This is a genomic window from Paraburkholderia caribensis (genome assembly GCF_002902945.1).
Lineage (GTDB): Bacteria > Pseudomonadota > Gammaproteobacteria > Burkholderiales > Burkholderiaceae > Paraburkholderia > Paraburkholderia caribensis.
On record NZ_CP026103.1, the window covers coordinates 227,193 to 253,475 of the forward strand.

Below are 26,283 nucleotides of genomic sequence, written 5' to 3' on the forward strand. Positions count from 1 at the left end.
TGAAAAGCGATTCGATCAGTGAGCACGTACGCCCAGCTCGTCGAGCAGGACGGAGCGCAACGCCTGTGGTGTGTGGTGTTTGGGCTGGAAGGAAGCGGCGATGCGCCCCGCGCGCATCACCAGAATGCGATCGGCGAGCGTGAGCGCTTCGTCGACGTCATGCGTGACGATCAGCACGCCGGGCTGATGGCGTGCCACGAGTTCCTTGACGAGCCCGTGCATCTTGATACGCGTGAGCGCGTCGAGTGCCGCGAATGGTTCGTCGAGCAGCAGCAGCGCGGGATCGCGAACGAGCGCGCGTGCCAGCGCGACGCGTTGCGCCTGGCCACCCGACAGGTTCCGCGGCCAGTCGTTTTCACGGCCGGACAGGCCGACTTCATTGAGCGCATGCGCGGCACCCGCGCGGCCAATCGTCGCTTCATGGCCAAGCGCGACGTTTTCCCATAGCGTGGCCCACGGCAGCAACCGGTGCTCCTGAAACACGACGGAAGGCCGCTCTGGCGCGCGGATCTGTCCCGCATCAGGCTGATCGAGCCCGGCCAGCGCGCGCAGCAGCGTGGTCTTGCCGCAGCCGCTTTCACCTAGCAGCGCGACGAATTCGCCCTTGTTGATGTCGAGATCCAGCGCATCGATGACGACTCGCGAGCCGTAACGGCGTTGCAGGCCGCGTACCGATACGGCGAGCCCTGGCCGCGCCGCGCGCTCTTCATTGAGTTCAAGGACATTCGATTCACGGGACAAAGCGAGGCTCGCGCTCATTGGCGTACTCCTTGCGCGTAGTTCGCGTGCCACGACAGAAAGCGGGCTTCGAGCGATCGCACCAGTGCGTCGGCGATCACGCCGATGATCGCGTAGATGATCATGGTCAGCAGAATGACATTGGTTTGCAGGAATTCACGGGCATCCATCGCGAGAAAGCCGATGCCCCTGGTCGTCGCGAGCGTTTCGGCGATCACGAGTGCAAGCCATGCATGAGCGAGTGCGTAGCGCACGCCGGTGAGGATCGACGGCATCGCGCCGGGCAGGATGATTCGCCGCACGATGCCGGTCCAGTCGAGCCCGATCACCTTCGCTAGTTCCATCAGCTTTGGATCGATCTGGCGGATGCCGAGCATCGTGTTGATATAGATGGGAAAGAGCACGGCAAGCGCGACGAGAAAAATCTTCGCGACTTCGCCGACTCCGAACCAGACGATGACGAGCGGCAGCATCGCGAGAAAGGGTACCGCGCGCACCATCTGGATCGAGCGGTCGAACAGCGCCTGCGCGAACGGCGAGAAGCCGACGAGAATGCCCAGCGCAAGCCCGATCGTTCCGCCGATCACAAAACCCGCGGCAGCGCGCAGCAGCGACACGCCGAGGTGGATGAACAGTTCGCCGTTACGCGCAAGGTCGATTGCCGTTCCGAGCACGCTGCTGGGCGCCGGCAGCACCTGCGATGTGATGAGACCCAGACGTGCCGCGGCTTCCCACAACACGACGACAAGCGCCGGAACAGCCCACGAAAGCCACTTGTACAGCGTGGCTTTCGACACGCCGGCGCGCGAGCGTAAGGGCGAAACATGCCCATGACGCGAAGAAGTTAGATCAGACACATGCGCTCCATGATCGCGATGAAAAGAGATCGCTCCGCTGCGGAGCCATGACGGGCACCCAATCCGAAGGCGACAAGCCACGCGTCAGGAAGGGCGTACTTCTCGCGGCGGCGAGCCTCATATTTAAAGCTGGTTAGCGCTACAAAGACAAACGCTTTATTGTGCTTTGCTTTTCAGTTCTGAAGGGGAGACGGTCGTGCACGGTTTGAACGGCCTTGCACGCATTACTTATAGGGAAGTGAGGCAAGAGAACTGTCGATGTATGCGCATCTGTTGTCGCGGATAAAACGATTTTGTAGAAGACGGGAGCGTCGCGACGCAACACAAAATGTCATTTATCGAAGAGACCACGCCAATGCGGGGGCGGGATTCGGGTCTTCGAAATATTACTGAAGGAACTGGTAATAGTGCCTCGATGGCAGCACGTTCAACAACTTCGAAACCGCGGCGAAGTATCGATTCACATCGTCGCTACTGATGGGCTTTCTCCGAACCTCTCAGTCAGCCAAATCCAGATTTTGCTAACTGGAGTGCCAATAAGCGGCCGTTGGCGGCCTCACCCTATCGGCCAACTGCTGCCGTTCACTGATCTCAGGTTGCTGTCAGTCGAACGGCAGGATCGCTCCAGAACCTGCCCGATACGCAAACATGAATTCCCGATCTCTGAACCGATCGAGTCTGGCGGCCCGCCTCAAATTCCTGCGATTAATCAGCTCGCGCAGCCATAGCGGACAAGAATACCCAATTCCAAAATCTGGCCGGCAAGCTCTCAGATTTCGTGCGGGTTTCCGGCGGCGAGCACGGGGCCAGTGGGTTGCCCGGTTGGGGATCCGCCACGAGGTTCAAGCGACACCGCAAGCGTGGTCTGCGGACCTAGACGTTGAAGCTGTGCTTGCGCGACGCGCACGAGTGTCGGGCGCTGCGCATCGATCACGCCAAGTGAAATGGGCTTCATGCCTTGCGGAATCAACCACATTTCGGTGGACTGGTTTGCTGCAACCGTGAAGTCGTGCGGTGGCACGACGACGATCTGCGCATGTTGCATGTCGACAGTCGCAGTCCAGCCTGCGCCCGCGCCTTGACGTTCGAGCGTCGCAACGAGATATTGCGTACCTGCTGTCGGTGTAGGGACGTTGTGCAACGTTACGGTGCGCGTCAGGACGATTGCGAGTGCGCAGGCTGCGACCACCGACGTCAATCCCGTCCAGCGCCAGAACGACAGGGTATTCCATAAACCAGGACGTCGGTCAGCTTCCGCCCATCCCAGTTGCGCTCGCACATAGTCCCAGATATGGGCTGGTGGAACGACGTCCGCGAGATCTTCCGTTAGAGGCATCAGGCGCGCTTGCCAGCGCGCGAGCGATTGTGCCATGCCGGGCTCCTGCTGCATGGCGAGTTCGATTGCGAGGCGCTCGTCGTCGCTGAGCACGCCGAGTACGTACTCCGCGCAACGCAGATCGTTTTCATCGGAAGAGGCGGACGTGTTCATCTTTCGAGACAGGTTTTCAGCTGCATCAGGCTGCGCCGGATCCAGCTTTTCATGGTGCCCAATGGAACGCTCATGCGTGCAGCTAGCTCGGCGTAAGACGAACCCGTAAAGAACGCTTCCCGAATCACGCCCCTCTGTGTATCGGGCAGCGCCTGCAGACAGTCTTCGAGACGCCGCCGTTCTTCACTGAGTTGTGCGAGGGCGGCGGGTGTGGGTGAGTCGTCGATGATCTCTTCAGCCGATGCCTCGTCGAGCGGTTGCATACGGCGGCGTCTGATGCGATCGATCGCGCGATTACGTGCGATCGTGCCGAGCCAGGTGATCGCGCTTGAGAGTTGCGGATTGAATGTGGCCGCCTGATTCCATGCCGTGACGTACACATCCTGAAGCGTGTCTTCGGCTTCTGAGCGGTCGCGCAGAACCTTAAGGCAGATGGCGAAGATCTTCGGGGACGTCCGGCGATAAAACGTTTCGAACGCAGCACGATCGCGCAAGGCGACGGCCGAGAGCATCCCGTCCAGCTCGTCGCGTGCAACAGCGTCCGGCGACGTGGGCGGACCCGGTAATTGGCTTGAATTCTTTTGCGGCCTTGAGGACATGTTACACCTGGGTTCGCTGTACAAGGTACGCTTCCGTGCACGTAGTGTATCAGCGCGATTCGTTGCGACAATCCTGTGACCAGCGGATAGTTGCGAGGACATCAGAACCTCCTGGATCGCCGTCAATGTCGGATTCCTGTTCTTTTACGCGGGGGCAGGCATAACGGATGCGCGACAGTCAAAGATTACCGTTTTTTTACTCGCTGCGTGAACTGACAATAGTCATATTTTCCATGCGCAACGCGCGCAATACCATGCATTCGCGCTCCGTGAAAACTACATTCAGATGCTTCCGAAAATAAACTGGCACTGCATTGCATCCACTCACGTTCGAGCAACGTAACGCTATTGAAGACGCGACCGTTGCCTGTCAATGACAAGTCCGTGTCTCCGTTCATGCCGAGTCCGGCATGGGTTCAATTGAGCATCGAAAGGAGCAGGATCATGTCAGATTCAAAAGCACTTCTCGATACATTCGACCGGCGTGCCGAGCGTCGCAGGAACCGGCGGCAGTTCTTCAGGAATGCAGGGGGTCTCGGTCTCGGCCTCGTGGGCGGTACGTTCATCAGTGCGTGTGGCGGCGGATCGGGCAATAACGCTGGCGCGGCAGGCGCGCCGACCGATGCGGAGATTCTCAACTTCGCGCTGAATCTCGAATACCTCGAATCGCAGTTCTATAGCTATGCGACGACGGGAGCGGGATTGCCGGCTTCGATGACCGCAGGTGTTGGCACGATGGGCGCTGTGATTGCCGGTCAGCAGGTGCCGTTTCAGGATCCGTTAGTCAAGGCGTACGCGAACGAGATTGCGAAGGACGAGCGCGAGCACGTGACGTTTTTGCGCAGCGCGTTGGGCTCCGCAGCGGTAGCACAGCCTGCGATCGATATCGGCGGTACGGATCCGACCGGCGCATTTTCGAACGCAGCGCGTGCAGCGGGACTCGTCGGTGCAGGTGCGGCGTTCAACCCGTACGCCAGCGACAACAACTTTCTGCTCGGCGCATTCATCTTCGAAGATGTGGGCGTCACGGCCTACAAGGGCGCGTCGCCGCTCATTACGAACAAGACTTTTCTGGAAGCAGCGGCGGGCATACTCGCAGCCGAGGCGTATCACGCAGGCCTCGTGCGCACGACGTTGTATGCGAAGGGGCTCGACACGACGAGTCTGGTATCGGCTGCCAATGCGATTTCTGCTGCGCGCGACAGCATCGACAATAACGGCCACGACGATCAGGGCATTTCCGGCACGACGGCGGATACCTCCAATATCGTTTCACTCGACAGTAATGGGCTTGCGTTCAGCCGTAATTACGCAAACGTACTGAACATTGTGTATCTGACCAGTTCAGCGGCCATGAAAGGCGGCTTCTTTCCAAACGGTGTGAATGGCACGCTCAACATGAGCGCGTAAATCCGTATTGCGCGGAGTGACGAGCAGCGGGCGACACGAAGTTTTCGCCCGCTGTCCTCTTTTGCGCGCTGTCTTGTGCCTTGATCGACGCACTGGAGCTATGGATGAACAGAATCGCTGTAGATACCGTCGCGTCCCCATCGCTCACCGAGCGCTCGCGCACGACGATGCATGCCGCACTCGCCGGCACGCGCCGCGGTCCCCGCACGATGCTCGCATTCGCCGGCCCGGCTATCGTCGCCTCGGTCGCCTATATCGATCCCGGCAACTTCGCCACCAACATTCAGGCGGGTGCGGGCTACGGCTATGCGCTGCTATGGGTTGTCGTGCTGTCGAATCTCATTGCGATGCTGTTCCAGTCGCTGTCGGCGAAACTCGGTCTTGTCACCGGTCGCAATCTCGCTGAGCTATGTCGCGACTCACTGCCGCGGCGATGTGTGATCGCGATGTGGATCATCAGCGAGCTGGCCGCGATGGCGACGGACCTTGCGGAATTTATGGGTGGCTCGATCGGCGTGGCCTTGTTATGTCATCTGCCGATGTTGCCCGCCATGTGCATCACGGCCGCTGTCACCTACAGCCTGCTGCAGTTCGAGAAGCGCGGCTTTCGTCCACTGGAACTGACGATCGCGGCACTCGTCGGTGTGATCGGACTGTCGTATCTCGCCGAACTGACGATGACACAGGTGAGCTGGAATGCAGTCGCTAGCCATGCCGTCACACCCTCCATTCCCGACGGCGGCGCATTGACGCTCGCGGTGGGCATCGTCGGTGCGACCGTGATGCCGCATGTGCTGTTTCTGCATTCGGGGCTGATGCAGACTCGCGTGTCGGCACGTAACGATCGCGAAAGGGCTACGTTGCTGAAGTTCTCGAATATCGAAGTGGTGGTCGCACTCGGCGTCGCAGGTCTCATCAACCTGGCGATGGTGATCATGGCATCGGGCGCGTTTCATCAGGGCAACCCGGACATCGTCAGCATCGATACTGCGTGGCGCACGCTCACGCCGTTGCTTGGAAGTGCAGCGGCAGGCATCTTCCTCGCTGCGTTGATTGCTTCGGGCATATCGAGTTCAGTGGTCGGCACGATGGCGGGGCAGATGATCATGCAGGGCTTCGTGGGCTTTCATGTTCCGCTCTGGGTGAGACGGCTCGTGACGATGGCGCCCGCATTCGTCGTCGTCGCATGCGGCGTCGACCCGACTCGAGCGCTGGTGTCGAGCCAGGTCGTGCTGAGCATCGCATTGCCGGTGCCTATGATTGCGCTGGTGTGGTTCACGTCACGGACTGCCGTGATGGGACGCTTTCGCAACAGGATGATCACGAATGCTGCTGCGCTGGTTTGCACGGTGGTTGTGCTGTGTCTGAACTTCGTGTTGATCGCGCAGGCGTTTGGCGGCTGAGACGGCAAAGCCAGGAATTTCCGCCGCGCGAATGGCCATGTCAGCTTCGACACAACGTTGCGCCGATGCGGTACTTACCCCGCGCGTCCACGCTGCCGCTGCGCCGCCTGCCGCTTGCAGGGTCAAGGGGAAATGGCTCCACGCAGGGCGATCTTCATTCCCCGGTGGATCAGCGCGCAATCCAAAGCGCCTGATTGTTGATCGGCTTTCCGCCTGCGTTTACCTGCAAGACCCAGCAAGAGATTGCGTGATTTCGGATCGAGTTGCTGCGCCCGTGCGCGACCGCGCGAAATGAAAGCATTGATATCGTCGCCCGTGAAGACCTCGATATGGAGCAGTGGTCGCGCGCATGCTGATGAGCGCGAAGCCCCGATTGTGCCGCGCATGGATGAGTTCGCCTGAAGAGGGCAGCGCTTCGACGAGAATGCCGAACCAGCCGGGCAGACATGGCTTATCGCGTGGTCTGCAACGCCATGCCGCGCTCGGTCAAGCCTCTGAGTTCGTCGAGTAGACGCGCGGCTGGACGTGGCAGTATTCCATTGCGGCGCCGAAACGCGGTCAGTGTTCTGGCCGCACTAATGCCCGGAATTGGCAGCGTCCCCATGATCCCTGCCTTGCTTTCAGAGTCGTACATCGGCTCCGGCATCCAGCTCAGAAACGAACATTCGGCTACCAGACTTTTAAGCACTGTCACCGACCGCGTCTGGACAGCAATATCCGGCATGTCGAGGTCGCGAGAGAGGAACGTCTCTCGCATGTGTTCATAAGGGGCTGTACCTTTGGGCGGGGTGGCCCACCGCGCGGTCAACGTGTCGGCCAGAGTGAGCTTAGGTTTCTTGCGCAATGGATGGCCGAAAGCTGCTACCACAAAGCTGTTGTCCTCCCATCGGCAGTCAGGCACGGCCACGATCTCGTCGCTGTCATTGGTAGCCGTACTTAGAGCGAGGTCGATCTCGTAATTGATGAGTCCCTCAGCGAGGCGGTCCCACACGCCTTCAATTATTTCGACGTGCAGGTTGCCCCATTTCCCTAAGACACGATCGACGGCCAAAGGAAGGAAGTGGGCAGCGAGACTGCCTACCGCTCCCACCTTGATCGTTCCTTTGGCGAGTCCGCGCATCGCGTCGATTTCTTCGCGCGCATTTTCTGCCTCGCGCAATAGAAGTTGAGCATGCGGCAGCAAGGCAGCGCCAATGTCCGTCAACTGCATGCCTTTCACGTGCCGTTCAAAGAGCGACGCGCCAACATCTTCCTCCAGGCGCTTGATCGTTCGACTTAGTGCTGGCTGAGTCACATTGAGCAATGCTGCGGCCCTTCCGAGACTACCGGACGACACGATGGTCGTAAAAGCATGCAATTGATGGAGGTTGTAGCTCATGAGTTCGCACGGGTCAATTCGATGCCGGCAAGCGTCAGACCGCGGAACGCGCCAGGAAGCATCTCGGGGTGTTCCCCAGGGACGCTGGCCTGCAGCATCGACCATCAACGTAAAGTGGACCTTTAAAACCCCTTAATAAACAGTACCTTACCTAAACGTATGAGATTTTCCAGCAGTTCCAGCCCTTAACCTGAAGGTAAAGGGTTTCGCGCAAAAAAGCAATATTCAAGCATGCCTCCGAATTTCATACTCGTTTTACCGAAGAGCAGACGCTCTTGAACGAAAAAGGAATTGCAATGACAGGCAGCGACAAACAAGGCGAAGGAAGCAGTCCGTCGACACGAGCCACCGTCAGGGACGTCGTCATCGAGCTTGTGCGCGAACTGGGCATGACGTCGATCTTTGCTAACCCTGGATCGACGGAGCTTCCGATGTTTCGGGACTTCCCTGCCGATTTCCGATACGTCCTGGGCTTACAAGAAGCGGCAGTCGTCGGGATGGCCGATGGCTATGCGCAAGCGACTGGAAACGCAGCCCTGGTGAACCTCCATTCTGCGGCCGGCGTCGGCAACGCGATGGGCAACATCTTCACGGCATTCAAGAATCAGACGCCGCTTGTTATTACGGCGGGTCAACAAGCCCGTTCGATCTTGCCCTTCGACCCGTTCCTTTCCGCCGCACAGGCAGTCGAGTTGCCCAAGCCGTACGTGAAGTGGGCGATTGAACCCGCGCGTGCGCAAGACGTGCCGCGCGCACTGGAGCGCGCGTATCACATTGCAATGCAGGAGCCACGTGGGCCCGTCTTCGTTTCGATTCCCGTGGATGACTGGGACCAGCCTGCGGAGTTTCATGAACGCGCGACTGTCAGCAATTCGGTCCGTCCTGACCCGCAGGCGTTGGCGAAACTCGGCGCAGCGCTGGACGCATCGAGAACGCCTGCTCTCGTGGTGGGCGCCGGTGTCGACCGGGCTGGCGCATGGAAGGAAGTTGTTCAACTGGCTGAGAGACATAACGCACGCGTGTTTGTCGCGCCGATGAGCGCTCGTTGTTCGTTCCCCGAGGACCATCGACTCTTCGCCGGATTTCTACCCGCGATGCGTGAAAAGATCGTCTCGCTGCTCGATGGGCATGACGTTATCTTTGTCCTTGGCGCGCCTGCTTTTTCTTACCACGTCGAAGGCACAGGCCCGCACGTGCCTGCGGGCGCGGCCCTTTATCAGCTCATCGACGACCCGAATGTCGCGGCGTGGACGCCCGCAGGGGCTGCCGTGGTCGGTAACGTCCGCCTCGGCGTGCTTGACCTGCTGGCGCGTGCAGCACCGGGCGCTCGCCCTTTGCCTGAGCCTCGGCCCAAGCCACCCCGTGCTGAGCCGTCGCCCGTGATGTCGGTCGCCTTCGCGCTGCAAACCCTGGCTGAGCTTCGCGACCCGAACGACGTTGTCGTTGAAGAGGCACCGAGTTCTCGCCCGGTCATGCAGCGGTATCTGCCATTCACAAAGAGCAGTACCTTTTTCACGATGGCTAGCGGCGGCTTGGGGTACGGCATGCCTGCAGCCGTCGGCGTTGCGCTCGCTCTTCCCAACAGCAGAGTGATTGGACTGATCGGGGACGGCTCGAGCATGTACTCGATCCAGGCAATCTATAGCGCCGTGCAGATGCGTCTGCCGATCACGTTTGTCATTTTGAACAACCAGCGCTACGCCGCGCTTCAAGAGTTTGCGCCGGTGTTTGGCTTCGCTTCCGACGACCCGGTTCAAGGTACCGATCTTCCGGGTCTGGATTTCGTGTCGCTTGCCAAGGGCATGGGTTGCAAAGGCCTCCGTGTCACGGACGCCGCGGAGCTTGCGGAGAAGTTGAAGGAAGCCCTCGAGGCGGGCGAGCCGCGTCTTGTAGAGGTCGTGGTTGCCTGACGGACCGCGTTCAGGAAAAGAGAAACATACGGCGGAGACTATGAAGACAATCTTGATGCTCATCAACGGAGCGCATGTCGGCGCGAGTAATGGCGCGACATTTCAACGCTCTAACCCCTTGGATCAGGACGTCGCAAGCGTGGCCCCTGCGTGTACGCTTGACGATGTTCGCGACGCAGTGGATGCAGCCGCCGTCGCGTTTTCTCACTGGTCTCAGTTGGGCCCAACGCGACGTCGTTCCTATCTCCTTGGCGCGGCGCAAGCGCTCGAAGCAAAGGCGGATGCCTTTGCTTCGGCGATGGCGGCCGAAACGGGTGCGTCGCGCATCTGGGCCGATTTCAACGTGCGATTGGCCGCTGACGGCCTGCGAGAGGCAGCGTCACTGACCACGCAAATTTCGGGCGAAGTCATTCCGTCCGATGTTCCTGGCAGCCTGGCTATGGCTGTTCGGCAACCGGCAGGCGTGTGCCTCGGAATTGCGCCGTGGAATGCGCCTGTCATCCTTGGCGTCCGTGCGGTTGCCCTCCCACTCGCTTGCGGTAACACGGTCGTACTGAAGGGCTCGGAGATCTGTCCAGCGACGCACGCACTTATTGCGGAAGCCTTCATGGATGCGGGGTTGCCCGCAGGCGTTGTCAACTTCGTGACCAACGCGCCTGCTGACGCAGGTACGGTTGTCGAGGCGCTGATTTCGCATCCGGCCATCCGACGTGTCAATTTTACGGGCTCGACAAAGGTCGGGAAAATCATTGCAGAAAGCTGCGCGCGGCATCTCAAACCGTCCGTTCTCGAACTGGGCGGAAAGGCCCCGCTGATCGTGCTCGAGGACGCCGACATAGCGGCGGCGGTCGATGGTGCAGCTTTCGGTGCCTTCGCCAATTCGGGGCAAATCTGCATGTCCACGGAGCGCATCATCGTTGATCGCTCAATCGCCGACGACTTCGTTCGTCAACTTGGTGAAAAGGCCAAAACGCTGCCGCTTGGCGACCCGCGAACGGGGCCGGTCGTTCTTGGCTCCGTTGTCGATAGGGCGACGGTTCAGAGATGTAACGCTCTGATTGATGACGCCCTGCTCAAAGGCGCAACCCTGGTCTGCGGAGGGAAGGCAGACAGCACGCTTATGCCTGCAACGCTCGTGGATAACGTCGGGCCGGACATGCGGATCTATAGCGAAGAAACGTTTGGCCCCGTCAAGGCAATCGTGCGCGTTGACGGCGAAGAAGAAGCGATCCGGTGCGCCAACGATAACGAATACGGTCTGGCCGCAGCCGTGTTCAGTCGCGATGTCGCGCGCGCGATGCGGGTAGCCAGTCGCATCCAGTCCGGGATTTGCCATGTCAACGGGCCGACCGTCCACGACGAAGCGCAGATGCCTTTTGGAGGCGTCAAGGGTAGTGGCTTTGGCCACTTCGGTGGACAGGCAGGCGTTGCCGCGTTTACCGACCTGCGCTGGGTCACTGTGCAAACGTCGCCGCGACACTATCCGTTCTGAGCTATACCCCCATCAACTCGCGAAGTCGTTCAACAACTCAGGTAGGACCGCAGCCACGGTCGACATGTCAACTATGGAAATAGCTGTACTCGGTGCAGGAGCGATGGGGTCGTTGTTCGGCGGTCGCCTCGCGGAAGCCGGTCACTCAGTGACGCTGATCGACATCAATCAGCCGCATCTAGAAGCGATTCGTGCGAACGGCCTTCGCGTAGAGACAGATGGCAATACTCGAGCCATTAAGAACATCGCGGCCATGCGACCTGGAGCGACGGACAAAACGCCTGAGTTGCTGTTGGTGTTCACGAAGTCGATGCATACCCGTGTCGCCTTGTCTGGCATCGAGCATCTGCTTGGCGAGACAACCGCCGTGCTCACGCTGCAAAACGGACTCGGGAACGTCGAAGCGATTCGTGACTTTGTGCCGCTCGCTAACGTGCTCATTGGAGTCACCACATGGCCGGCGGACCTTGTCGGGCCTGGCTCGGTGAGCAGTCACGGCGAAGGGAAAATTCGGATGATGAGTGCCGACGGCGAACGCACTTCCAAAGTCAGTGCCGTCGCCGAAGCCCTCAATTCTGCTGGACTGAATTGTCAGGTCGACGACAACGTCTGGGCAGCTATCTGGGAAAAAGTGGCGTTCAACGCTGCGCTCAACAGCATTTGTGCGGTCACTGGAACGACGGTGGACCAGCTGGGATTGTTGGACGACAGCAAGAGCCTTGCGCTGACCGTTGCCGCCGAGGTCGTCTCGGTAGCGAATGCCAGCGGCGTTTCAGCGGACTTGAACACCTGTTCGACGAATATCGTTCATGCGATTGAACAGCACCGCGGTCACAAGCCGTCGATGCTGCAAGACGTTCTGGCAGGGCGAAAGACAGAGATCGAAGGCATCAATGGCGCAGTCGTCGATGTGGCCCGCAAACTCAGCGTGTCTGTTCCGCACACCGAGACATTGGCGAAACTCGTCAGGCTTATTGACGCGCGAAACGCATCAGCCGTTGTGAAGTAGATAGCCGCGGGCACGCCTACAGAAGACAACAAACGTCCGCGTTCATGCATCAAGAGACGCGTCGGTCAGCTCGGCGCAGCGTACCCAGGAGACAACGTCATGAAGATTTATTTTGCTATGCCGCCGCGCGACATCGCGGACCCTGTTGCAATCGACAGACCATCCAGAGCGTACGCGGAGGTCGAGTAATGAATTCGCAGACCTTCAGCACTTCAAAGACTGCCGACATCGGCAATCTTCTCGACGACGGACCATTTACACTCATTCAGAAGTTGATCGTTTGCCTCGCTGCGCTGTCGATCGTCATGGATGGCTTCGATGGCCAACTCATCGGTTACGCCATTCCCACGATCATCAAGGAATGGGGCATAACACGCAACGCGTTCGCGCCGGCCGTAGCGGCGGGTCTGGTTGGCATGGGCGTCGGGAGCGCTTGCGCTGGCCTGTTTGCCGACAGATTTGGCCGGCGCTGGGCGCTCATCGGTAGCGTCGTGGTGTTCGGCGCGGCAACCTGTGCCATCGGACTTGCCCAGAACATAGCGATGATTGCCGCGCTTCGGTTCATTGCGGGCTTGGGTATCGGCGGAGCGCTTCCTAGTGCGACGACGATGACGGCAGAGTTCACCCCTGCACGTCGCCGCACGCTCGCCGTCACATCTACCATCGTTTGCGTGCCGCTCGGAGGCATGTTTGCTGGATTCTTCGCCGGGGCAGTTTTGCCGACCTTCGGTTGGCGTGGCTTGTTCTTCATCGGTGGCACGATCCCCTTGGCCCTCGGCATTCTTCTGTTCTTCGTGTTTCCGGAGTCTCCCCGCTTTCTCGCTCGCAAGGAACAGCGCTGGACCGAGTTGCGCGCGCTCCTCGCGAAAATGTCGCGGCCAATTAGTGCACAGACGATTTTCGTCGACGCCGCCGAGCAAAGGCTCGAGCGACGCGACGGCTTCGGGTCGCTTTTTGAGCCGGATCAGCGACGCAACACCATTGCTATCTGGGGTGCGTTTTTCATGTGTCTGCTGGCGGTCTATGCCGCCTTTAGCTGGCTACCGACCATGCTCGCATCGGAAGGGCTTCCTGTGGCACTTGCGGGTTCGGGCCTGACGGCATACAACCTGGGCGGCGTCTTCGGCGCACTCATCTGCGCCTTGGCCATCACGCGGTTTGGTTCGCGTTGGCCGCTCCTGGTGTGCTGCGCCGGAGGGTGTGCGAGCGCCTTTTTCCTACGAGGCGTCGACGTGGCAACTCACACGAGCCTCCTTGTTATCGGTCTGGGCGTCCACGGCCTCTTTGTCAACGCAGTTCAGTCGACGATGTACGCCTTGTGTGCGTATGTTTATCCGACCCGCGTGAGAGCAACCGGCCTCGCTTCGGGGCTCGCGTTTGGACGACTAGGTGCCATTCTCAGCGCATTCGCTGGCGCCATCGTCATCACCGTAGGCGGAGCGTCGCTCTATCTCGCGATGCTCGGAGTCGCAATGCTGCTGGTACTGATTTCGCTGTCGGCGGTCAAAAACCATATCCCGGCGCTTCGGCAGAAGCGGCTGGTCACTCAAGTCGTCACTGAGTAAGGCGGGGACGGCGACTGGAATGGGCGGCGCTTTCTCGCTCCGCCTACCAGTCGCAATCGCGGCAGCGTCAAGACGGCGCGGTCTGTCGCAACGCTTCAAAGCATTGCATAACGGGATTCGTGCCTACCCCGTCAAACGATCTCAAGGCTCGTCGCGACAGGCACCACGTGACCGGCTGTGTTTTTGTTCCGGATTGGCTTGCGCATCACGAGCTGATTCTCGCAATAAATCGATGTGTTGCTGCCCGTCAAACTGCGGCTGGTCTTCCTCTGGGGTTGGCGCTCGACGGTCATGTGAGGAGCGGTAAGAAATTGCTTTCTTTCCCCGCTTTCCATTTCAATCACGCAAGACGCAATCATGACAAGAGCATTTCCCGGCATCTTCTCCGTCGATGACTATCGTTCCGAGGCTCGGCGCCGGTTACCAAGGATGGTATTCGACTATCTGGAAGGCGGGGCTGACGACGAGTCCGGCCTAAGGCACAATCGCGCGGCCTTTGACAGGTGGGAATTGCGCCCCCGGCGTCTTATCGATGTGAGCAAGCGTGTGCAGTCTACCGAGCTTCTGGGAAGACAAATCTCCTCGCCGCTCGTTATCGCGCCGACCGGTCTCAATAGTGCGTTCTGGCCCAACGGAGATCTTTCGCTTGCACGCGCTGCGAGCAAGGCTGGCATTCCGTTCGCACTCTCTACCGCGTCGAATATGTCCATCGAAGAGGTATCAAGGGGCGCGGACGGAGACTTGTGGTTCCAGTTATACGTGGTACACCGGAATCTGGCGAAAAACCTGGTCAGCCGAGCGCGGGCGGCAAACTATTCGACGTTGATCCTGACCACGGACGTTGCGGTGAATGGGTTCCGGCAGCGTGATCTGCGAAACGGGTTCGCCATGCCATTCAAAATCACTCCACGAGGCGCCCTCGATGGCATTTCACATCCCCGTTGGCTCTGGTCCTATCTGAGGAATGGTTTGCCGCAGTTGAAGAACTTCGCGACCGATGACGCGTCTGATACCGCCTCGCAGGCTGCGGTGTTGCGGCGGGAAATGGACGCGAGCTTCGGCTGGGACGACCTTCGTCGCTTGCGCGACGACTGGCCCGGGAAGCTGCTTGTCAAAGGCATAGTGACGGCTGAGGATGCCGAACGATGCGTGGAAATCGGCGCCGACGGTGTCATCGTCTCCAATCATGGAGGACGACAGCTTGCGGATCTTCCTGCACCGATCGACGCATTGCCGGGCATTTCCGATGCGACTCCGACCACCGATCTCATTCTGGACAGTGGCATTCGAAGAGGAGCCGATGTGGTAAAGGCGGTCGCATTGGGTGCGACGGCCGTGATGCTCGGACGCGCCACCTTGTATGGACTCTCCGCAAAAGGCGAGGCCGGTGTGTCTGATGTCGTTGCAATGATCAAGGAGGAAATCGACCGGACCCTCGCCCTGGTCGGGTACAGTTCGATAATGGAGATCGATCGGAGTTGCGTCGCTCGGCGGCCTGTGTAGCGGAGGAAACAGCCTGCACTAGTCCGCCGAGAGTCGGCTGACGACGTGCCCTCGACACGGCGAGCGACTGACCGTTGCACTCCCTTAAGAGACGCCCGGCGTACCTGACGTGGAACGGCAGGAGCCTTCGTCGAAATAATGCTCGCTGAACATCGTATTCGCGTCATTTTGCGAGCCGGGGTTTCACATCATGAAGTGATGTGAAAAATCTACCCCCAAACCCAACCGCTGATCAGTTCACTTCGTGAACGTAAAGTATCAACCAACACCCCCCACAATCTGCATCGTCACGAAACGCGTCCAGCCGTTTCGCTCCGCCACGTGCTTCCGTCCCGCCTTGCAGGCTGACTGAAAAGATCGCGGCGTGTGCGTTGCGTGCCGTGCGAATAGAGAAATACCGGGTGGAAAGAGGGTGCCGCGCGTCGCCCGGCTCCGATAATCGTTGCCATGCAGGCTGTCGATCACGACAGCGACGTTTCCATCGAGTCGCGCGCCGCAGGCCATCAACGGTTGACGGGCCATCGGGCGCGCGGCGCTTCATTGTTGAAGGGTCCGTGCCGTGTGCAACAACCCGATTGTCTCCATCATCGACGACGACGAGTCCGTGCGCGTCGCAACCTCCAGCCTCGTCCGCTCGCTAGGCTGGAAGGCCCGGCTCTATGCGTCGGCGGAGCAGTTCATGGCGTCCGGCAACCTCGGCGACGTGACCTGCATCATTTCAGACGTGCGGATGCCGGGCATTTCGGGCATTGACATGTACCGGCAACTGGTCGGGCGCGGCATGCTGACGCCGATCATTTTCATCTCCGCATTCGCGTCGGAGAACACCCGCAGGCAGGCGTTCGACGCGGGCGCCGTCTGCATGCTCAGCAAACCCGTTGACGTGACCGATGTCACACGCTGCCTCGAATCGGCGCGCGTGCACGCATCGCGCGCCTCGGCGGCGCAACCGCCGGCGGGAGCACGATGATTTTCAATGCGTTGCCTATCTTGACTGCGGGCCGCCTCCGGAGCACGCGCGCGCTCTATGCGGCGGCCGCTGCGATCGCGGTGGCCGTGTTCGTCATCGACGCATTCACGATGATCGATATTGCCGTCGCCGTGCTGTACGCGACGGTCGTGTTGCTGGTCGCCTCGGCAGGCTCGCGCACGACCACGACCCACGTCGCCTGGGGTTGCGTCGCGTTGACGCTGCTGGGATTCATGCTCTCCCACGACGGGCACTACTCGGATGGGTCGGTGGCCCGCTGCGTGGTCAGCCTGCTCGCCATCGCGACCACGTCGATGCTGGCGCTGCGAAACCAGGCGAGCAACGACATGCTGCGCAAGCAGCTCGACATGCTCGACCTTACGCATGACGCGATCATCGTCTACGACATGGACGACCGCATCACGTTCTGGAACCAGGGCGCGGAGCGGCTGTACGGCTGGACGGCGCGCCAGGCGATGGGCCAGCCGCTGCACGAACTCACGCACACGAGGGCGTCGACGATGCCCATCGACGCGATTCGCCGCGAGACCTTGCTTCACGGCGGCTGGCACGGCGAACTGGAGCGCATACGAAACGACGGTGCGAAGGTCTGCATTTCGAGCCGCTGCACGCTGTGGCGCGACGACCGCGGCAAGCCGCTCGCGATCCTCGCCACCAGCAACGACATTACCGCGCGCAAACAGATGGAAGCGGAGCTGCGGCGCCAGCAGGACGAACTGCGCGCGACGATCGACGCCATTCCCGGCATGGTCTGGAGCTCTTCGCGCGACGGCAGCCCCGATTACATGAACCGGCGCTGGAACGAGTACGGCGTGGACGTTGCCGACGACATCCGCGATATCTGGCAGTCGATCGTGCATCCCGACGACCTGCCCGCGATGCAGGCCGCGTGGCGCGAAGCCGTCGCGACGGGCAGCGCGCTCGAAACGACCGCGCGCATCCGGCGCAAGGACGGCGTGTACCGCTGGATGCACATCGGCGCGGAGCCGCTGCGCGACGCGCATGGGGAAATCGTGCGCTGGTACGGCGTGAATACCGATATCGAAGAGCACAAGCAGACGCAGCAGGCGCTCGAACGCAGCGAGGCGTTCCTGTCGGACGCGCAACGGTTGAGCCGCACGGGCAGCATCGCCACGTGCGTGGCGGAGCGCCGCATGTGGTGGTCGGACGAGACGTATCGCATCTTCGACGTGCCTCGTCACGTGAGCCCGACCATCGAGCTGATCGCGGCTCGAACCCATCCCGACGATATCGAAGCCGTGACGCGCACGCACGAACGGGTGCTGCAGGGTGAGCCGCATATCGACAGCGAGTTCCGGTTGCTGTTGACGGACGGTTCGGTCAAACATGTCCACTACGTCGCGCATCTGTCGGCGCCCGCTTCCGGCAAGGTCGAGTATGTCGGCGCGTTGATGGACGTGACGGATCGCGTGACCGCGCAGGAAGCGCTCGACCGCTCGACGGCCGAGCTTGCCCATGTCACACGCGTGACGATGCTGGGCGAGATGGCGGCCTCGATTGCGCACGAGGTCACGCAACCGCTCGCGGCGATCGTCACGGCAGGCGACGCGGCGGCGCGCTGGCTCAACCGGCCGCGCCCCGATCTCGACGAGGTCGGGCTGTCGATCGGCAACATGACGCGCGACGCGAAGCGCGCCACCGACATCATCCGGCAGATCCGCGCGATGGCGCAGAAGCGCGATCCGAGTCCCATGCCGCTCGATCTCAACGCGTTGGCGCGAGAGGCGATCGAACTGTTGCGGCGCGAACTGGAAGCGCACGCCATCGAAGTCGAGACGGGCAATCTGCAGCATGTTCTGCGTGTGTGCGTCGACCGCGTTCAGATCCAGCAGGTCGTCATCAACCTGATGATGAACGCGGTTCAGGCGATGTCGGCGGTGAACGACCGCGCGCGCCGGCTGAAGATCGTCACGCACAAGGTGGATGACGGGCATGCGCAATTGAGCGTCGAAGACTCGGGCACGGGCATCAGCGAAGAGAACAGCCGGCGCCTGTTCAGCCCGTTCTTCACGACGAGGAAGGAAGGCATGGGCATCGGGCTGTCGATCTGCCGTTCGATTGTCGAAGCGCATGGCGGGCGCATCTGGGCCGAATCGCAGGAAGGCAAAGGCACGACGATGCAATTCGTCCTGCCGTTGGACGTGCATTTTGCTGGATGACCGGCTGTGAAGCTATATGAAAAGCTGGCCGATGCGATCGGCAAACTGGCGTCGCGCTACGCGGCATTTCAACGCAAAGAGGAAAGCGATCTGGCGATTCGCTGAACATGTCGGTCAGCGTCGATCAACGCAATGGAGAAGAGAAGATAAAGCATGCAGATCAGCGGCGGCTTCAAAGAGAAGCGAGCCGCTGATGTAAAGGAAAATTCATGTCCAGCACGAGGCCGCGCATGGGCAATCAGCTGCCGAAGTAGATGTTGCAGTAGCTGGCGGGGCCGACGCATGAGTTGGCGTCCGTGTGGTGCTTGTGGAACAGGCCGCCCGAGCCAGCTTGCGACGTGCCCGAAGCAACGCCGCCATACGACGTTGCACCCGTATCGCCACCTTGAGCCGTCGTAGCTGACGGGCCGCGCTCTGAAGCAGGCGCGCCGGCGATCGGGTTGTAGTAGGGCGCCGGACCGTAGCCGCTCGCGAAGACGGGAGCCGATACGAACGCGGTAGCGGCGAGAAGGGCGGCGGCGACAAGTTTGGTTTTCATGACTGGTACTCCAGAAACAGTTCAGGGATCGACAATTCGTTGAACGGATATGCGTCAACGTCGAAACCAGTCTATAAGGCGAAGCCGGAGAGAATAAGGTGTCTGGCGGGAACGCTTACTTGCCGGATTCGCGAGTAATCCGCAAACTGAAATGACATGTAGTCGAATCTGCGCATCCGGGCCGCTCGATATCGTGACTGCAATCGCGCCGTCTTTGCGAACTACGTCGGAGTGGAGTTGGATAGCGAAGCCGTATCCGCAAGCATCGAATTGGACCCCGTGACTGTCGACGCGCGCGAATAGCTGTGGACTGCATTCAATGAGAAGCGCGAGGAGCCCTGGTCGCTCGCGAAGCTATCGAAACGGCATAAGCGCGCCCGCCGCAAAACCGGTTGCGGTGCGAATGGTACGCGACGCGCAGAGTGAAGCCGCGTGACCCGGCCGGGTCAACTGTCGCCAGCAGGCGGGGCCGCCGCCGCACGCACGCGCATGACGGTCTGTCGCGAAGTGCCGAATCTGCGCGCGACTTCACTGACCGACAGCCCCTTCCCCAACGACCGGACGATGCGTTCCCGATCGCCGCCCGAAAATGAAGCGGGGCGGCCGGTCGGCCTGCCGTTCTCCCGGGCGGATTTCAGGCTTTCGGTGCTTCGCAGGCTTCGCACCGATCTGTCCATCCGGACGATTGCCCTGAGCGTTTTGACCGCTTGCGGCTCGGGGCGTGCCGTGAGATCGCAGTTGCCCAACTCCACGCAGCGAACGGCGATTTTCGCCTTCCTGCACCGCGTCAGCGTGGCGAGCACGTCGCGGGCGCTGCACCCGAGCGACGCGAGTTCGAGCACGACGAGCAATTCTCCGGGTGCAATGCGCCGAAGCAGGGCGCTGAATTCCTCGCGGCTCGATGCGGCGAGGTACGGCGGCGCGTTATCGATGGCGACGCGATTGAGGACGACCGTGTAGCCGGACCTGTCGAGCGCGATCAGTTCCGGCTCGGGAAACCCGCGGGCGTCGGGGTTGTTGATATAGAAGTACGTCCTGCGCGAAATGGTGTCCGGTTTGAGCCGGCTCGAACCGGTCTTATTCATGGGCATCGCCGAGAATGACGCGGATGATCGCATCGACCGTGGTGGGCTTCGGGAGCACGGCGTCGAACCCGTGCCATTCGTGATGCAGGAGCGCAGCCGGGACCATCGCCACCATCCGGGTGGCGGGCGACGTTCTGAGCCGGTTGACGGCCAGTTCGTCCTCTTGTTCCTGCCTCCCGTCGAAATCGGCGACGACGGCAGCCGTGGGCTCGACGGCCCTGTCGAGGCCGGCCGGATGTTTCGACATGACGGTCGCCCTGAACCCGCGCAGGCGCAACAGAATGGCAAGCGATTCCGTCACGTGCGAACTGCCGGGCAGAATCACGATGCGCCGGTTTGCATGGGCTTGACGGTTCTCGACGAGCGTGATGCTGCGCAGGGCGGCTTCACTGCTAAGCCAGAGAAGCCGGGCGTGATCATACGCGGAGCGCGCTACCTGCAATGCTGCTTCGTCGTCGCCCGGGTTGGCGACGAGTGCCTGCAGACGCCGCTGGGCCGTTTCGAGCCGCCTGAGCGCCGCATCGAACTCCGCCTTCGCCTGTCCGACCGAACCGCTGTCGGTGTCGTTCGCCACTTATCGCCTCCTTTCGCAGCGGCGCACGCGGTACAGCCTGGATAGCCGGACGCATTGTCGTTGCATAAGCACAACCTGCCGTTACCGGCGATACCGCTAGCGCCGCAGGTTCGAGAACACATGGAGCAGATCCTCGAGCAGCACGGGCTTTTTCAGGTGCGCATCGAAACCGGCTCTCTGGGCCATCCTGATGTCCGCGTCCTGGCCGAAGCCGCTCAGCGCGACGCAGATCACGGACTTGAGCGTTGCCTCCTCGCGCAGCTTGCCGACGAACTCGAACCCATCCATGCCCGGCATGCCGATGTCGGACAGAACGATATCGGGGATATCGCTGTCGAGGATCGACAAGGCCTGCTCGCCGCTGGTTGCCGTTTGCACGATCGCGCCTTCGCCTTCCAGAAGCAGTTTGAAGGTTTCGACGGTTGCCGCATCGTCGTCGACCATCAGCACCCGAACCCCGTGGAGCGAGTCCGCTGCGGCGCTATTGTTCGCGCCAGGGTAGACGTGCGCGCGATGTGTGGGCAGCGTGACCGTGAAGCTCGCGCCGTGGCCGATTCCCTCGGATTCCACCCGCACCGCGCCGCCGTGCAGATTCACGAGATCCCTGACCAGCGCCAGACCGATGCCAAGCCCGGCGCGACGCGCGGTCGGGTCGCGGCTTTGCTGGAACATGTCGAAGATATGCGGCAACAGCGACGGCTCGATGCCGCTGCCCGTGTCCGTCACGCGCAGCACGGCCTCGGCTTGTTCGCTGATTTGCAGCGAGACATCCACCGAGCCGTGCGTCGTGAATTTCAGTGCGTTGCTGATCAGATTCCAGACGATCTGCTCGACCCGCGTGAGATCCGCATGAACGATGACGGGCGCCTCCGTCACCGAGACGTTGAGCGCGATGCCGCGCTCCCGCGCCTCGTCCCGCACCGCGTTGCTGACGCGTTGCACGATCTCGCGCATGTCGACGACCGTGCGCACGACCGACAGCTTGCCGGTCCGCACACGCGAGATGTCGAGCAGATCGTCGATGATCTGCGCCTGACCGACGACCGTGCGCCGGATCGTATCCGTTGCGCGCGAGATATTCAGGCTTTGCCGCGTTTCCGGCGCGCGCGCGATCAGTTCGGCGCTCGCCGAGATCAGATTCAGCGGATGCTTGAGTTCGTGCGATACCACGGCGAGAAATTCGTCGCGGCGTCGCTGCGCATCGCGCTCGCCCGCGTCGCGCAACTGGTCGGTGGGGGTGCCTCGCGCAGCCGTCAGCGCCTGGCCGAATTCGCCGAGATCGCGCGCGATCTTCGTGAACCCGCTCATGCCTGCTTCGTCCAGACGGGACAGCACGCCGCTCGCGACGAAGCGCGTGCCGTCCTTGCGCACGTGCCAGCGCTCTTCGTCCGTGCGTCCGTTCAGCCGCGCTTGCGCGAATTCGCGCTGTGCGACACCGTTCGCGCGGTCTTCCCCGGTGGACAGCAGGTCGGCGGACTGGCCGATCATTTCCGCCGCGGTGTAGCCGAAGATCCGCTCGGCGCCCGCATTCCAGGTGGTGACGAGCCCTTCGTCGTCGAACGTGATGATCGCGTAGTCCTTGGTGCCCTCGGCCACGATGCGCATGTGCCGCTCGCCTTCGCGCAGCCGCTCTTCGGCCAGCCGGCGGCCGGTGATGTCGATGAACGAGAGCACCGCGCCGTCGATGCGGTCTTCCGTCGTGCGGTAGGGCACGAAGCGCGCGAGATACCAGCGCCCGTCGTTGCTCTTCAGTTCGCGTTCGATCAGGCGCAAGGATTCGAATGCTTCCGCCGCGTCGTCGGCGAGCTTGTCGTATTCGAGCCGATGCGTGATATCGAGCAGCGACCGGCCGATATCCGACGCGATGATGCTGAAGACATCCGTCGCGCGCGGCGTGTAGCGCTTGATGCAGATATTGCGGTCGACGAAGATCGTGCCGATGTCGTTCGCGGCGATCAGGTTGCGCAGGTCGTCGTTGATCTTGCCCGTTTCCTCGACTTTCGACTTCAGCTCGGCGTTGACGGTGGTGAGTTCTTCGTTGATCGACTGAAGCTCTTCCTTGCTGGTTTCGAGTTCCTCCGTCGCCGAGCGTAGTTCCTCGTTGATCGCCTGCAGTTCTTCGTTGGAAGCCTTCAGCTCTTCCGTCGACGTTTCCGATTGCTCGATGGTGGACTGCAACTGTTCCTTCGTGCGTTGCAGTTCCCGTTCGAGCTGGCTGATGATGGGGTCTTTCTGCGCATCGGCCGCCGATGTTTCCGAGCCGCTCATGCTGTCTTCGACTTCGTCGAACAGCACCAGCACGAAGTCCGCGTTCGCTTCGGGATCGTGCACCGGGCGCGCCGTCATGTTGACGAAATACGCGCGCCCGTCGCGCTCGATCCTCACGCGCCGCGCCTCGACGCTGCGATTCGTGTTCAGCGCCTGATAGATCGCGGTGCGCAATTCGAGGCGAAGGTCGGGACGCACGACAGCGACGATGTTGTGCGATGGCTCGCCGCCCGCATATTGCAGGAAGCGGCCCGCGCGATCGGACAGATGGACGATTTCGGAGTCGCGGTTCACCAGCACGCTGGGCGGCGCATATTGCTCGACAAGGCGCTGATGCAGGTCGCCGAACGAGAAGCGGCGGCGTCCCGGCGGCTGCACCGTCGCCACGACCGGCCGTGTGCTCGTGGCGCCGGAAATCGCGACGGGCATGGGCGTGTCGCCGCGCACGGCCACATTCGCGCGATAGATGCGGTTGCGCTTGTCGATGACAGTGAACATCGAACTGACGCTGTCGGCCGATTCCGAGCTGCCCAGAAACAGCACGCCGCCTGGCCGCAGCGCGAAATGGAACATCTTCAGGATTTCGATTTGCGCTTCGCGGTCGAGATAGATCAACAGGTTGCGGCAGCAGATCAGATCGAGCCGCGAGAAGGGCGGATCGCTCAGGACGTTGTGATGCGCGAACAGCATGTGCTCGCGCAGTTCCTTCTTGACGCGGTAATGCGCGGCGTCTTTCGAGAAGAACTGGCGCACCCGGGCCGCCGTCACGTCGCCGAGAATCGAATCGGGGTAGAGACCCGTGCGGGCAAAGGCAATGGCCCGCTCGTCGATGTCGGTTGCGAATACCTGAAACGAGATGCCGTCCGTGGACTTGAGCGAACGCTCCTGCAGCAGCATGGCAACCGAATAGGCCTCTTCGCCCGTTGCGCAGCCGACCGACCATACGCGGATACGGTCCTGTTCGCCGCGCCCTTCGAAAAGCGACGGCAGGATGTCGCGCTCCAGCACGTCGAACGCTTCCTTGTCGCGGAAGAAGTTCGTGACGCTGATCAGCATGTCCTGCAGCAGCGCCTGGGTTTCGTCCGGATGCAGGTGCAGATGGTCGCGATACACCTGGAGGTCGGTGATGCCGTTGACCTGCAGACGCCGTTCGATCCGGCGCAAGACGGTCGCCCGTTTGTAATGGCGGAAATCGTGACCGGTGCGCGTGCGCAGAATGACCATGATCTCGCGCAGCGCCCGCTCGTCCGACTCATTTGAGGTGACTTCCTCGCGCTCATCGCTTCCGGCGTCGGGAAGACGGATCTCCTTCGTGGTCACCCACAGGTCCAGCAGCTGCTGCGGCATTTCGGCCGCCGTCAGCACGAAGTCGACCATCCCGGTTGCGATGGCGCTGCGGGGCATGCTGTCGTATTCGGCTTCGGCCGGGTCCTGCGCGAACGTAATGCCGCCCATCTCCTTGACACGCGACAGCCCGACCGAGCCATCTGAACCGGCCCCCGACAGCACGACGCCGATTGCCCGTTCGCGATGCGCTTCGGCAAGCGTCCGGAAGAACAGGTCGATCGCGGCTCTGCGTCCGTCGTCCGGCTGCCTGGGCGTGACGCGCAGGTAGTCGTCGACCATGGTCAGCTCCAGCGAAGGGGCGATCAGGTAGACATGGTCGGGCTCGATGGGCGTCGCCGCCGTGACTTCCGTCACGGGCATATGCGTGCCCTTCTGCAGCAGCGAGGCCAGATTGCTTGCATGGTCGGGCGCCAGATGAACGATGACCACGAAGGCCATCGACGTGTGGGCGGGCAACGCTTCGAAGAATTCGCGGAGTGCGCTCAGTCCACCCGCGGAGGCCCCGATTCCGACGATCGGAAAGTTGGCCTGGCTGGGTAACGTCTGTGCACGCTCTTTTGGCATGGCCGCATGTCCGATGGAAAAATAGGGTCTGCCGCCGCCTTCGGCCGCAGAGGGCCGCATGCGTTCGAGGGGCGGTAGAACACTATTATCGCTCCACCAGAAGCGACTGCAAAACGCTGACCGCTTCGCCTGCGCGGCGCGCGGTGTCCTCCTCGCGTGTGTGTGCGGCGGCGTCTCCCTGTCTGCCGAAGTGTTCTCCCAGCGCACGGCTCGTCATCTCGTGCTCGCGCAGCGCGCGCATGGCGTCCATCAACGAGCGCTCGACGTCGTCGCGGCGGCCACCAGCCAGCGAGACGAGCGAGTACGCATGGCCCGTGTGGCAGCGATAACGCAACAGGCGGGAATCCATGACATGCCACAACGTTCCACTGCACTCGGGGCAGGTGTACGTGGACGGCGCCGCAAACTGGCTCAGTGCGGCGGGCGGCGAGGGGTCGCCAAGCCATGCAAGCTGTTCGAGGGCGGCCCGCTGACGGGCGGGCCGCCGCAAGCTGTCGGCGCTTCCGGGCGCGTCGGCCGCGCCGCCCGCCAGTTCGACGAGCAGCGCCGTGAGGCGGCCGAGCGGCAAGACATGGTCGGCAAACGGCGATGCATGCACGGGCATGTCGCGGGCGAACGCGTCGTCGGGGTCCTGCACGAGTGTCACGCCGCCGCAGGCCCGGATGGCTTCGAGGCCCGCCGCGCCGTCGTCGAGCAAGCCCGTCAGTATTACGCCTATCGCGCGCGAGCCCATCTCGGCTGCCGTGCTGCGAAAGAGAGGATCGATGGCAGGCCGCGCAAAGTTTTCCTTCGAGCCGTGCACCAGGCGCAGGCGCGGTCCTTCGACGATCAGATGCAGATCCGGGGGGGCCACGTAAATTCTACCCGGCTTGTAGAGCTCGCCATCGACGGCATGGGAGGCTTCCAGCGGGCCCGACATGGTCAAAAGCGACGGCAGGAGACTCTGATGCGCGCCCACATGCAGGACGATCACAACCGTTGCCGGCAAGTCGCGCGGGAGTCCCGATGCGAGGGCCTGGAGGGCGTCGACCCCGCCCGACGACGCGCCTACGGCGATGAAGTCCCGCTGGGTCAAATGACCTCCGCTTTGCATAAGCATCCAGATGAAGCAATCGCCGTGCCCCGCAGGCTATGTCGCGGCGCAGTGAGAGACTCTTCACCCCCGGTCGTCGCGCAGGTCGTCGGTGATGCCGAATGCGGTGCCGCCAGCCTGCCTGATCGCGTCGACGGTTGCCTGGGTCTCGTCCCCCTTATGTGCATGCACGATGACCCCTGCGCCTTCGGCTGCGAGCTTGAGCGCGCACGCCCTGCCGATGCCGGAACCCGCGCCCGTCACGAGCGCCACCTGTCTTTCAGATCCATTCGAGTCTCCCTGTCGGCGAG

Annotated in this window: 21 protein-coding genes; 9 read left to right on the forward strand and 12 right to left on the reverse strand. The window is 61.6% G+C overall.

From position 1 onward, the window contains the following. Positions 1 to 15: 15 nt before the first annotated feature. The 4 genes from C2L66_RS30510 to C2L66_RS30525 all read right to left on the reverse strand — a co-directional run bounded on the left by C2L66_RS30510 (position 16) and on the right by C2L66_RS30525 (position 3,683). Positions 16 to 759: an ABC transporter ATP-binding protein gene (locus C2L66_RS30510; RefSeq protein WP_060609898.1), complete on the reverse strand. Its 744-nt coding sequence runs from the start codon at positions 757 to 759 to the stop codon at positions 16 to 18. Then, positions 756 to 1,595, reverse strand: a complete 840-nt coding sequence (locus C2L66_RS30515) for an ABC transporter permease subunit (protein WP_060609902.1) — start codon at positions 1,593 to 1,595, stop codon at positions 756 to 758. Before C2L66_RS30515 ends, C2L66_RS30510 begins: the two co-directional genes overlap by 4 nt. 769 nt (positions 1,596 to 2,364) lie before the next feature. Then, positions 2,365 to 3,084, reverse strand: coding sequence for an anti-sigma factor (locus C2L66_RS30520; RefSeq protein ID WP_060609904.1), 720 nt, complete (start codon positions 3,082 to 3,084; stop codon positions 2,365 to 2,367). Beyond that, positions 3,081 to 3,683 carry a sigma-70 family RNA polymerase sigma factor gene (locus C2L66_RS30525; protein ID WP_054931562.1) on the reverse strand — a complete coding sequence of 201 codons (603 nt, stop codon included), beginning with the start codon at positions 3,681 to 3,683 and terminating at the stop codon, positions 3,081 to 3,083. Before C2L66_RS30525 ends, C2L66_RS30520 begins: the two co-directional genes overlap by 4 nt. A 444-nt stretch (positions 3,684 to 4,127) precedes the next feature. On the opposite strand from C2L66_RS30525, the gene C2L66_RS30530 reads away from it, so the two are divergent. Both C2L66_RS30530 and C2L66_RS30535 read left to right on the forward strand, forming a co-directional pair. Further along, positions 4,128 to 5,093, forward strand: a complete 966-nt coding sequence (locus C2L66_RS30530; protein ID WP_060609907.1) for a ferritin-like domain-containing protein — start codon at positions 4,128 to 4,130, stop codon at positions 5,091 to 5,093. 104 nt (positions 5,094 to 5,197) lie between these two features. Continuing rightward, positions 5,198 to 6,496 carry an Nramp family divalent metal transporter gene (locus C2L66_RS30535; RefSeq protein WP_060610701.1) on the forward strand — a complete coding sequence of 433 codons (1,299 nt, stop codon included), beginning with the start codon at positions 5,198 to 5,200 and terminating at the stop codon, positions 6,494 to 6,496. Between the two features lie 122 nt (positions 6,497 to 6,618). On the opposite strand, the gene C2L66_RS40910 is transcribed toward C2L66_RS30535, so the two are convergent. Together C2L66_RS40910 and C2L66_RS30540 are read right to left on the reverse strand one after the other, a co-directional pair. Then, positions 6,619 to 6,882, reverse strand: coding sequence for a hypothetical protein (locus C2L66_RS40910; protein WP_148654656.1), 264 nt, complete (start codon positions 6,880 to 6,882; stop codon positions 6,619 to 6,621). Between the two features lie 65 nt (positions 6,883 to 6,947). After that, the gene (locus C2L66_RS30540) at positions 6,948 to 7,874 is read right to left on the reverse strand and encodes a LysR family transcriptional regulator (RefSeq protein ID WP_060609910.1); all 927 of its coding nucleotides are present in this window, start codon (positions 7,872 to 7,874) and stop codon (positions 6,948 to 6,950) included. Between the two features lie 296 nt (positions 7,875 to 8,170). Here C2L66_RS30540 and mdlC point away from each other — a divergent pair, with 296 nt between their 5' ends. The 7 genes from mdlC (at position 8,171) to C2L66_RS30580 (ending at position 18,524) form a co-directional block, all read left to right on the forward strand. Beyond that, complete coding sequence (mdlC, locus tag C2L66_RS30545) at positions 8,171 to 9,784, forward strand: benzoylformate decarboxylase (protein ID WP_060609913.1); 1,614 nt, start codon at positions 8,171 to 8,173, stop codon at positions 9,782 to 9,784. Positions 9,785 to 9,824: 40 nt separating this feature from the next. Beyond that, a complete protein-coding gene (locus tag C2L66_RS30550; protein WP_060609916.1) occupies positions 9,825 to 11,276 on the forward strand; it encodes an aldehyde dehydrogenase in 1,452 nt (483 codons plus the stop codon). A gap of 73 nt (positions 11,277 to 11,349) precedes the next feature. After that, positions 11,350 to 12,285, forward strand: coding sequence for a ketopantoate reductase family protein (locus C2L66_RS30555; protein WP_289814858.1), 936 nt, complete (start codon positions 11,350 to 11,352; stop codon positions 12,283 to 12,285). Between the two features lie 188 nt (positions 12,286 to 12,473). Further along, positions 12,474 to 13,850, forward strand: a complete 1,377-nt coding sequence (locus C2L66_RS30560; protein ID WP_060609921.1) for an MFS transporter — start codon at positions 12,474 to 12,476, stop codon at positions 13,848 to 13,850. 357 nt (positions 13,851 to 14,207) lie between these two features. Next, complete coding sequence (locus C2L66_RS30570; RefSeq protein ID WP_060609929.1) at positions 14,208 to 15,353, forward strand: alpha-hydroxy-acid oxidizing protein; 1,146 nt, start codon at positions 14,208 to 14,210, stop codon at positions 15,351 to 15,353. A gap of 559 nt (positions 15,354 to 15,912) precedes the next feature. Then, on the forward strand, positions 15,913 to 16,323 hold the full coding sequence (locus C2L66_RS30575; protein WP_054931572.1) for a response regulator transcription factor: 411 nt from the start codon (positions 15,913 to 15,915) through the stop codon (positions 16,321 to 16,323). Further along, positions 16,320 to 18,524, forward strand: coding sequence for a PAS domain-containing sensor histidine kinase (locus C2L66_RS30580; protein ID WP_060609932.1), 2,205 nt, complete (start codon positions 16,320 to 16,322; stop codon positions 18,522 to 18,524). Before C2L66_RS30575 ends, C2L66_RS30580 begins: the two co-directional genes overlap by 4 nt. A 238-nt stretch (positions 18,525 to 18,762) precedes the next feature. Here C2L66_RS30580 and C2L66_RS30585 read toward each other — a convergent pair whose 3' ends face one another. From C2L66_RS30585 to C2L66_RS30615, 6 genes are all read right to left on the reverse strand, one after another. Next, entirely contained in the window at positions 18,763 to 19,062 is a 300-nt protein-coding gene (locus C2L66_RS30585; RefSeq protein ID WP_054931574.1) for a hypothetical protein, read from the reverse strand. A gap of 446 nt (positions 19,063 to 19,508) precedes the next feature. After that, positions 19,509 to 20,147 carry a recombinase family protein gene (locus C2L66_RS30595; protein WP_167352386.1) on the reverse strand — a complete coding sequence of 213 codons (639 nt, stop codon included), beginning with the start codon at positions 20,145 to 20,147 and terminating at the stop codon, positions 19,509 to 19,511. Further along, on the reverse strand, positions 20,140 to 20,721 hold the full coding sequence (locus C2L66_RS30600; RefSeq protein WP_060609935.1) for a hypothetical protein: 582 nt from the start codon (positions 20,719 to 20,721) through the stop codon (positions 20,140 to 20,142). Before C2L66_RS30600 ends, C2L66_RS30595 begins: the two co-directional genes overlap by 8 nt. A 96-nt stretch (positions 20,722 to 20,817) precedes the next feature. Next, on the reverse strand, positions 20,818 to 24,900 hold the full coding sequence (locus C2L66_RS30605; protein ID WP_060609938.1) for a CheR family methyltransferase: 4,083 nt from the start codon (positions 24,898 to 24,900) through the stop codon (positions 20,818 to 20,820). Between the two features lie 85 nt (positions 24,901 to 24,985). Then, entirely contained in the window at positions 24,986 to 25,975 is a 990-nt protein-coding gene (locus tag C2L66_RS30610; protein ID WP_060610705.1) for a chemotaxis protein CheB, read from the reverse strand. An 81-nt stretch (positions 25,976 to 26,056) separates the two neighbouring features. Further along, a complete protein-coding gene (locus C2L66_RS30615) occupies positions 26,057 to 26,245 on the reverse strand; it encodes an SDR family NAD(P)-dependent oxidoreductase (protein ID WP_060609940.1) in 189 nt (62 codons plus the stop codon). Between the last annotated feature and the right edge of the window lie 38 nt (positions 26,246 to 26,283).